The sequence below is a fragment of the Balneolaceae bacterium genome, from assembly GCA_034521495.1.
Lineage (GTDB): Bacteria > Bacteroidota > Rhodothermia > Balneolales > Balneolaceae > Rhodohalobacter.
This window is the reverse complement of record JAXHMK010000018.1, coordinates 167,551-176,004: the sequence shown is the minus strand read 5'-3', so window position 1 is coordinate 176,004 and position 8,454 is coordinate 167,551. Positions and strand designations below refer to the sequence as shown.

The following is an 8,454-nucleotide window of genomic DNA, read 5'->3' as shown; positions in this document are numbered from 1 at the left end:
TGGACTTAAAATCCAATTGGCATCAAAATGCCAGTGCCGGTTCGAGTCCGGCCCGAGGTACTTTTTATAAGCCCTTATGAGTCTACAGACTTGTAAGGGTTTTTTATTTGATTACGAGTTTGAAGAGCCAGAGACCAAGCCCGGCGAAGGAAAATGAGCTAATCAAACCGAAGAACGCGACTAACGGTGTTCTTCGTTAGCTATATAACCAGAAGTATCTGAGATTTTTTATGAAATCAACCTATCTACCCTCTTGTGGTATTTTTCCCTTTATGTGATTAATTCAATATGTATAGATGGTTAATTCAATTTGATAAATAATCATGAATCAATCTCTTTATTAGCACCATCTGGCCTATCTATACTAATAGTAATTTCATTACTCTCAATCGTTTCGTCATTTGCTAAAATTCTTATATCCATTATAACTTCTTGAGTTTCTCCAAACCGAAAGCATCTAATAAATTCAAGCCCATCATTGGTCAAATCAAAATCATCAGTAAACGAATTTTCAAATTCCGCTCCCCCTACAAATGTTATATCAAATTCAATCCCATCAATTTCAATGTCTGATGATGAATCAATATTTAATTCGATCAGGAAAGCGCTTCCTATATTACCAGAACCAAAATCACACCCATCGGTATTCAATTGAAAAAGTGTTGCTGTCGCGTCATTAATCTCAATTGAAGGGCTGTTATTGTTTGTTGAATTATCCTTACAAGAAATCATCGTCATAAAGACGATAAAAATTGCCATTGAGAATATTCGATTATAAATAATCATCACTTCCTCCCTGTTATTGATTTGAAATAAAATCTTTCCCTTTCTCCTTTTATGCGAATTTAAAGGGAAAGATCTCTCAAATTACTTTAAGATTGACGCATCAACCGGAACATGAATAACCTTGTTCTCTATTTTTGGAATCGATTTATAACTATAACTATTGGAAATTCGAAAGAGATCTACAATCTATTCCCATGAATCGCTTCCTTGAATAAAAAATCTGCTCATTATGAACAGTTAGGAATTGATGATACAGCATTGTAAATCTAATTGGCATCAAAATGCCAGTGCCGGTTCGAGTCCGGCCCGAGGTACTCTAAACCCTTGCAGTTCAATTACTTATGGATTGCAAGGGTTTTTTATTTTGATACTCTGGAAACGATCTCTACGTCAAAAAAGGCTCTCGGGATGGATTTGAGCAGAAGTAATACACCTCTCCAAATAAGTTCTCTAACATTTTATGAACTTCATTTTTTATAAAAAGGATCGCTGTTCGAGAATAATTATCTGCATGAAACAAAATTGTTACGGGTTATCTTGCGTTATCTATTGAAATCAAATTAAACGCTGAGGCTCAAATTATGGATGCTCTTATTATCAAAAGTGAAAACAAAAAAGATTTGGCCTTACTAAAAAAGATGGGGTTGGAATCAAAAACTCTGACTGCAGAAGAAATGGAAGATATTGGTATGTCAATACTTTTAGATGAAGCTGATCGGACAAAAACAGTTCCTGAAAAAGAGATCATGGAAATACTTGATAGTTAAATGCAAGTAATCTATCTCGAATCATTCAAAAAAGACCTTCAAAAAATTAAAAACCAGCCCACCAAAGAAAAGATTAAGAAGACTGTTTTAAAAATTAAAAAGGCACCCTCTCTTGATAAAATTACAAATATCAAATCCATTAAGGAAAGCAAAATGCATACCGTTTACGGGCAGGGGATTACAGAATCGGATTTTTTTTAAATGATAGAAGGCTTTGCAAAACCGTGGGTATGCGTCAATCTGAACTCGATTCAGATTCTCCATTCGTCTTTATAGCCAGTATCAGGAGATCCTGAATCCCCCGGAGGGATCCCGATGTTCAGGATGACGGTCATAGTTTTGCAAAGCCTTCTGATAATAAAATCGAATTAGCCCGCGCAGCACATCGAAAAGATATTTACGGTCTATTCCCATAAATCATTTCTTATTAAAAAAGGCGAGAGGATGATCAAATCCCCTCACCTGTCTCTTTATGGGAGTCATAAAATTATCAGCCTGCTTGTGATGCAGTTACTTTCTTGTTAAGTGCATTTCCTTTAAAAGTGTAAAGCAGAGAGGTGGCTATTATAAGCACTTGAAACTCCATACCTCGTCCGCCATTATCACCCATATTTATTGAGTTCCACCCAAACTGGGCATGGACCATGGCGATAGCACCAATCATCACAACTGTAAAGAGTATTCCGGCAAGCCTTGTAGCCCATTCGGGACCTATTCCGCCCCAGAGAAGTAGTAAGGAGCCTCCAATTTCCACCACTCCAAGCATAAATACCATTGCTACGGGCATTCCCATCATAGCTGCCACTTCTCCTGCCATAGCTACTTTTGGGAACCCGTGATAGATAAAGATGGCCGCAAGTGCAAATCGCGGAAGCCAGTGTGCAATACCCGAAAGTTTATTTAGTCTATCCATGTTTATTTTGTTTTTATTTAATTTCGATTACATAATATAGATGGAGTAAGGAAAAATAATCTTACCTCCTACTTTTGTATCACAAATTTGCGGCTTAAAAATCCCAAAACCGTTCCGTACACCAGGTGCACCAAAAGTGTCATAAACAGGTACTCGCCCGTAGAGGTTAGATAGAGCGGATGTTCTGCAGTGAGCAGTTTTGCATTGCCCATACCAAAAAATCCCCACCCGATAATCGGGCTGTAAACCAACATCATAAAAAGCCACAAAACACCAGCAAGCTGAATTCCCCGTTTTTCAGAGACATCCTCCTCAAAGGTGTACACGAATACAACAGACCAAAGTGTTCCGTAACAGTAGTGCAGTAAAGTAGCTAACTGCGACTGTTCAACCCCGAGATTGTACAGAAAAGCTGCCGCCGGGTGGATATTTGTCGGGTTCATTTCCAAAAAGTACATGGCACCATTCATGGCAACATCCATTGAAAAGGTAGCCAGGATTCCGCTAATTATTACTTTACTCCATTTCATATATAAAAAGATTAGAGATATGCACTGTTTGATCCTTTTTTGATGGTACTATCAAACACTATTTGAATGGTGAAATGATCGGATTCGGGATATTTCAATTGTCCGTCTATCTGTTTGAGTAGTTTTTGAATCAGGTTTAATCGCAGATTTGAGGTATCGCCATTTAAATTGTTTTTCACCTGTTTACCTGATGCCTGTATCTGTACACAATACTGATCCTCCATCTGCTTCATTGACAAATGGATACTAATCTTATCTTCAGTCTCTGAAATTATCGTAAATATGTAATAGGCAATCTCATTGATCAGCAGCCCGAGAGGTACTGCCAGATTGATGTTAATTGTGGCATCATCACCCATAAAAACATCACTGTGAACCTCCCGAACTCTGCTAAAATTGACCTGGAGGTGATTTCCAAGTTTGTTGATATACTGTGCAGCATCAATGGCCGAAAATGAATCCGATTGATACAGAAGTTCATGGACAATAGCCATAGACTGAATCCTGGACCGGCTCTCTGCAAGTGCCGTTTCAGGGCTGTCACCGAGCATCTCCTGCAGTTCCAAAAGTCCCGATATAACTGCCATGTTATTTTTTACCCTGTGATGAATTTCTGCAAGCAGTATATTTTTTTCCTCCAGAGACTCCGAAAGTTTAAGTTGCTCCTCCTTCAATTGTGTAATGTCAATGGAGTGAACATGAATCCCCTTTTCTTTTGATATAAAATTGATCACCTGCTGGTAATATTTCCCGCCTGTATTAATCTCTTTGATGGATGTTGATCCCCATTTTTCTGAAAGATTGAACATTTCACTCTTTAGTTTTTCCAGGAAGGGATGGTTAAGGCCTTTCTTTTGCAAAGATGGAAACAGTTGTAATGCAGATTGATTAATAAATCCGAGATCACCGCTTGCGGATATATTGAATACCGGGTACTGGTTTAATTCCGGAAACAGCGCAAGATAATCCCGTTCTTGCAATAAATTATCGGCTCTTTTGATCTGCTTAATTCCTCTTACTGTATATATCACCCCAATCAACACTATGAGAATTCCCAGCAATATTGTAACCCACAGCGAATAGCGTTTCAGCATAAGAAGTACGCTTGAACTCCCCAGGATCATTTCTCTTGAAAGTGTATAAGTTCCTTGTTTTAACTCCTCAAGCCTGTTCATCGTACTGTCAGGAACATTCACGGGTGGATTGCTTTCCGATATCAAAGATTCAAAAAGAACCTCCTTCTTTTGTTGTATTTCTTGCAGATCAAACCAGGTCTGCTTAATCATCTGTATCTGATCCGTTTCAGAAAAGAGAGTAAAAATTCGGATCAAACCGTTGATCTCATTGGGATGTATTTCATCAGATGAAAATACCGAGAACACAATATTAGCTTTGGGTTGATCCGTCATCAATTCATCAATCACGTTTTCAACCTCTTTTTGTGCAGATTTGGAAGACTCGTACGCAAGAAGAGATGATTGATCCCCTGTCTCCAGGTAATCAACTATTAGTGAATCGTTGTTGCTGTTATTCTGGGCCCACTGAACCATCAACCGATTCAGATCCCCCGTAGCAGTTAGCATATTAATGGCAAACGTAGTAAGTACTACCAACAAACTTGCTGCCACAATAAAGGCCGAAACCACAGCAACATATTTTTTTACTGAGTAGTCGCCTTCCCTTATTTTTTTCATGTTAAATTTTTTAATCAAAAAAGTATGCAGACAGGTATTAGACGAGGGAACAAACCAAAATCTTACTTTCTCCTGAGTTCGGCTTTAAGATAATGATGAACATCAGATTGAGCACTCCAAAGAAATCCTTTACGGTACAGGTTCCAACCTGCTACTGGGGCGGAGTGGAGTCGAAAACAAATTTCGAACTGACATTACTTTAATAGATTTGAATGACGAACAGAATTTCTGAGTTTAATGTGGTAAGATTAACATCACTAAATACATCTACTGAATAAACCTGATTTAAAGAAAATTTTTATGGAAGCTATTTTAGGGGAAAAGAAAATCTCGGAAGAGATGCTAACAGATGTTCTTAAAGGCCTGCAAAAGACACAAAAAACGTTGCCAAGTAAATATTTCTATGATAATCGCGGTTCGCAACTCTTTGATGAGATCTGCCAGCTGGACGAATATTACCTGACCCGGACGGAACTGAACATCATGCAAAAAAACATCCGGGATATTTCAGAGAAGCTGGGCAAAAATATCCAACTTGTTGAATTGGGAAGTGGAAGCAGTTTAAAAACTCGTTTGTTGCTCGATCACCTGGAAGATTTGTACTCCTATGTACCGGTGGATATCTCAAAAACCTTTTTAGATGATGTAGCTGACATCCTCCGTGCAGAATATCCCAACTTGCAAATACAACCTTTAGCTGCTGATTATACTCAGCCTATAGAATTGCCAAAAATTCCAGATGAGGCAGATCGAATTATCTATTTCCCCGGATCAACCATTGGAAATTTCACGAAAGAAGATGCTGAAGATTTTATCGGTTTGATTGCCGATTCATTAGATGAACATGGCGGATTGCTGGTTGGATTTGATCTGGTTAAAGACCGCGAAACTCTGCTTGCCGCTTATGATGATTCCGAGGGAGTAACCGCTCAGTTTAATAAGAATGTTTTACAAAGAATCAATAAGGAACTTGATGGTAATTTTGATTTAAACCGGTTTGAGCATAAAGCGATATTCAATGAGAAAAAAAGCCGGATTGAGATGCACCTGGTCAGTACTGTGGAGCAGACTGTTAAAATTGCCGGTGAAGAGATCCATTTTGAAGAAGGCGAAACCATCCATACTGAAAATTCTCATAAATATACGCTCTCTTCATTCAGAAATATGACGGAGCCACACTTTAAGAATGTTCATACCTGGACAGATTCAAACGAGTATTTTGCCGTTCAGTATTTATGCAATTGATGTCTGCAAGATTCAGAAAAAGATTATCACAATAAGAGGGCTTTGCAAAACCGTGGTTACTGGTCAATCTGAACTTGATTCAGATTCTCCATTCGTCTTTATAGCCTGTATCTGGAGATCCTGAATCCCCCGGAGGGATCCCGAGGTCAAAAGTTCAGGATGACGGTCAGAGTTTTGCAAAGCCTTTAGTAATGCATTTACAGGTAAGATTGTATCGAGCTGTAACGTCCAACTACTGTTAATTCGAACTAAATTTAAATCAATCAATGAATAAAGTAGCAATCGTTGTTTTAAGCGAAGCAGGAAGCCATGAAGCTCTCGGGCGTGTTGTTAATGCAATGGAGTTTGCTAAAGAACTTCAAGACCATGATGATGACGTTAAAATTATTTTTGATGGCGCCGGTACAACCTGGATTCCAAAACTGGAAGATGAAGAGCACGATGCCCATCCCTTGTATGCAGCCATTAAAGACAACATTCATGGTGTGTGCAAATTTTGCTCGAAAGCATTTGGTGTGATCAATGAGGTTCAAAAAACAGATGTCGATCTGCTTGATGACTACGACGATCATCCAAGCATCCGCTCATTTATTGTAGATGACTATAAAGTTGTAACGTTTTAAAAAATAATTGAATAAAAACATAATAACTGATAACTCCGCTGAAATATTGAAGACAAACTGATCTATGCCTAACTCAAAACCTGATTTCTCAAATCTGAAAGCGTTATATGTTAATTGTACGCTTAAAAAATCTCCCCGTAAAAGTCACACACGTACATTAATTGATGTGTCGATGAACATCATGGAAAAAGAGGGGGTGGATGCGAAATGTATCCGTTTTGCTGACCACGATATTGCATACGGCGTATACCCGGATATGACTGAACATGGCGCAGATAAAGACGATTGGCCGAAGATCTGGAAAGAGGTAGATGCCGCTGATATTCTGATTATTGGCACGCCTATCTGGCTCGGAGAAAAATCATCGGCAGCCACGAAACTGGTTGAACGGCTCTATGCTATGAGTGGCCTTCAAAATGATAAAGGCCAGTATAAGTATTATGGAAAAGCTGGTGGCTGCCTGGTCACAGGGAATGAAGATGGAATTAAACACTGCGCGATGGGAATTCTTTATGCGCTTCAACATATTGGCTATAGCATCCCTCCTACGGCTGATGCCGGATGGATTGGTGAAGCCGGACCCGGCCTCAGCTATGGCGATGAAAGTGAAAACGGGCCGGTTGGATTTGATAATGAATTTACCCAGCGAAATACCACCTTTATGACCTACAATCTTCTGCATCTTGCCAAAATGTTGAAGGAGAACAATGGCTATCCCAAGTATGGAAATTCCCGGCAGGATTGGGATGACGGAACTCGTTGGAATTTTGAAAATCCTGAGTATCGATAAATACCCTTTATTTTTACTTTACTTGTACCGAAGGTCTCCTTCGGTATAATGCCGTTGGAAGCTCTGCTTCTGGAAATGTATAATATGTAATGTTTGAGTCCTTTTGATTGATATGAAGGTTGAATGGAAGCGGAGCTTCAGGATGGCGTTCCGAAGGAGGACCTTCGGAACGAGCATAAAATCCGGAATACAGGTAAACAAATTCATACAAAATTTATTCAATATGAACTCTAAACATCTTTTCTCCACCACCACATGTTGTTGTCACAAAACATGTGATGGGGAAAGGTGTGTTATGTTCTAAAAATTCTAACATTCACTAAAAGGCCTCATCACTGAAATATGTGGTGAGGCTTTTTTTTATTTCTAACCTAAACCTAAAACTAAACATACTATGTCTGCAACATGCCAAACACTCGACATTGACACTTACTCAGAAAACCAAAGAAGCCGTTGCCAAAGATCCCTCTAAAGGCAAAGGTGGATTTGAAACCGAAACCATTTGGAAGGATGGAGCCGTTGCTGTTAGCAAAGCCCGAAGCTTTGAAATTACCACGGATGAACCAAAACCGCTTGGAGGCGGAGACACAGCCGTTGACCCTATGGAGCTTTTGCTCGCTTCTCTGGGCAGTTGCCTGACCATCGGGTGGGTAACCAATGCCAATTTTCATAACATCGACTACAAAAACCTCAAAATAAAGGTGTCTGCACCGTTTGACTTGAGGGGTTACCTGGATATTGACGACAACGTCCGGTCGGGATTTCCCGAAATCAACTATGAGGTTGAAGTTGAAACCGATGCGAATGAGGAGATTTTACAGCAGATTAAAGAAGCGGCTGAGAAAAACTCTCCCATGTTCGACAATATAGCCAACGGTGCACCAATCTCCGGGTCTATTAAACACAGCAAATAAGAAGAGGGCTTTGCAAAACCGTGGTTATTGGTCAATCTGAACTCGATTCAGATTCTCCATTCGTCTTTATAGCCTGTATCTGGAGATCCTGAATCAAGTTCAGGATGACGGTCAGAGTTTTCAAAGCCTTCAAGAAGTAAACCAAGCAGTTCTTTCAAGCCTGTCCGCATTTTTTGAGGGCAGGCTTGAACT

General features: G+C 39.4%; 10 protein-coding genes. 6 read left to right on the top strand and 4 right to left on the bottom strand.

Going from position 1 to position 8,454, the window contains the following annotated elements:
* Positions 1 to 321 precede the first annotated feature (321 nt).
* Positions 322 to 759: a hypothetical protein gene (locus U5K72_17195; GenBank protein ID MDZ7720555.1), complete on the bottom strand. Its 438-nt coding sequence runs from the start codon at positions 757 to 759 to the stop codon at positions 322 to 324.
* 608 nt (positions 760 to 1,367) lie between these two features.
* On the opposite strand from U5K72_17195, the gene U5K72_17190 reads away from it, so the two are divergent.
* Together U5K72_17190 and U5K72_17185 are read left to right on the top strand one after the other, a co-directional pair.
* Positions 1,368 to 1,553 (top strand): hypothetical protein, encoded by a 186-nt coding sequence (locus U5K72_17190; protein MDZ7720554.1) that lies wholly within the window; start codon positions 1,368 to 1,370, stop codon positions 1,551 to 1,553.
* The gene (locus U5K72_17185) at positions 1,554 to 1,754 is read left to right on the top strand and encodes a hypothetical protein (GenBank protein MDZ7720553.1); all 201 of its coding nucleotides are present in this window, start codon (positions 1,554 to 1,556) and stop codon (positions 1,752 to 1,754) included.
* Between the two features lie 289 nt (positions 1,755 to 2,043).
* Here U5K72_17185 and U5K72_17180 read toward each other — a convergent pair whose 3' ends face one another.
* The 3 genes from U5K72_17180 to U5K72_17170 all read right to left on the bottom strand — a co-directional run bounded on the left by U5K72_17180 (position 2,044) and on the right by U5K72_17170 (position 4,690).
* Positions 2,044 to 2,466 carry a DoxX family protein gene (locus U5K72_17180; GenBank protein ID MDZ7720552.1) on the bottom strand — a complete coding sequence of 141 codons (423 nt, stop codon included), beginning with the start codon at positions 2,464 to 2,466 and terminating at the stop codon, positions 2,044 to 2,046.
* 68 nt (positions 2,467 to 2,534) lie between these two features.
* Positions 2,535 to 2,996, bottom strand: a complete 462-nt coding sequence (locus U5K72_17175; protein ID MDZ7720551.1) for a hypothetical protein — start codon at positions 2,994 to 2,996, stop codon at positions 2,535 to 2,537.
* 11 nt (positions 2,997 to 3,007) lie between these two features.
* Positions 3,008 to 4,690 (bottom strand): sensor histidine kinase, encoded by a 1,683-nt coding sequence (locus U5K72_17170; GenBank protein MDZ7720550.1) that lies wholly within the window; start codon positions 4,688 to 4,690, stop codon positions 3,008 to 3,010.
* A gap of 300 nt (positions 4,691 to 4,990) precedes the next feature.
* On the opposite strand from U5K72_17170, the gene egtD reads away from it, so the two are divergent.
* The 4 genes from egtD (at position 4,991) to U5K72_17150 (ending at position 8,262) form a co-directional block, all read left to right on the top strand.
* Positions 4,991 to 5,935, top strand: coding sequence for an L-histidine N(alpha)-methyltransferase (gene egtD / locus U5K72_17165; GenBank protein ID MDZ7720549.1), 945 nt, complete (start codon positions 4,991 to 4,993; stop codon positions 5,933 to 5,935).
* Between the two features lie 266 nt (positions 5,936 to 6,201).
* Positions 6,202 to 6,558 (top strand): hypothetical protein, encoded by a 357-nt coding sequence (locus U5K72_17160; protein ID MDZ7720548.1) that lies wholly within the window; start codon positions 6,202 to 6,204, stop codon positions 6,556 to 6,558.
* Between the two features lie 64 nt (positions 6,559 to 6,622).
* Positions 6,623 to 7,348: an NAD(P)H-dependent oxidoreductase gene (locus tag U5K72_17155; protein ID MDZ7720547.1), complete on the top strand. Its 726-nt coding sequence runs from the start codon at positions 6,623 to 6,625 to the stop codon at positions 7,346 to 7,348.
* Between the two features lie 422 nt (positions 7,349 to 7,770).
* Positions 7,771 to 8,262, top strand: a complete 492-nt coding sequence (locus U5K72_17150) for an OsmC family protein (protein MDZ7720546.1) — start codon at positions 7,771 to 7,773, stop codon at positions 8,260 to 8,262.
* Positions 8,263 to 8,454 lie beyond the last annotated feature (192 nt).

Coding starts and splice junctions, on each gene's coding strand:
- U5K72_17195 (MDZ7720555.1), bottom strand. CDS start 759: ATGGCAATTTTTATCGTCTTTATGACGATGATTTCTTGTAAGGATAAT.
- U5K72_17190 (MDZ7720554.1), top strand. CDS start 1,368: ATGGATGCTCTTATTATCAAAAGTGAAAACAAAAAAGATTTGGCCTTA.
- U5K72_17185 (MDZ7720553.1), top strand. CDS start 1,554: ATGCAAGTAATCTATCTCGAATCATTCAAAAAAGACCTTCAAAAAATT.
- U5K72_17180 (MDZ7720552.1), bottom strand. CDS start 2,466: ATGGATAGACTAAATAAACTTTCGGGTATTGCACACTGGCTTCCGCGA.
- U5K72_17175 (MDZ7720551.1), bottom strand. CDS start 2,996: ATGAAATGGAGTAAAGTAATAATTAGCGGAATCCTGGCTACCTTTTCA.
- U5K72_17170 (MDZ7720550.1), bottom strand. CDS start 4,690: ATGAAAAAAATAAGGGAAGGCGACTACTCAGTAAAAAAATATGTTGCT.
- egtD (MDZ7720549.1), top strand. CDS start 4,991: ATGGAAGCTATTTTAGGGGAAAAGAAAATCTCGGAAGAGATGCTAACA.
- U5K72_17160 (MDZ7720548.1), top strand. CDS start 6,202: ATGAATAAAGTAGCAATCGTTGTTTTAAGCGAAGCAGGAAGCCATGAA.
- U5K72_17155 (MDZ7720547.1), top strand. CDS start 6,623: ATGCCTAACTCAAAACCTGATTTCTCAAATCTGAAAGCGTTATATGTT.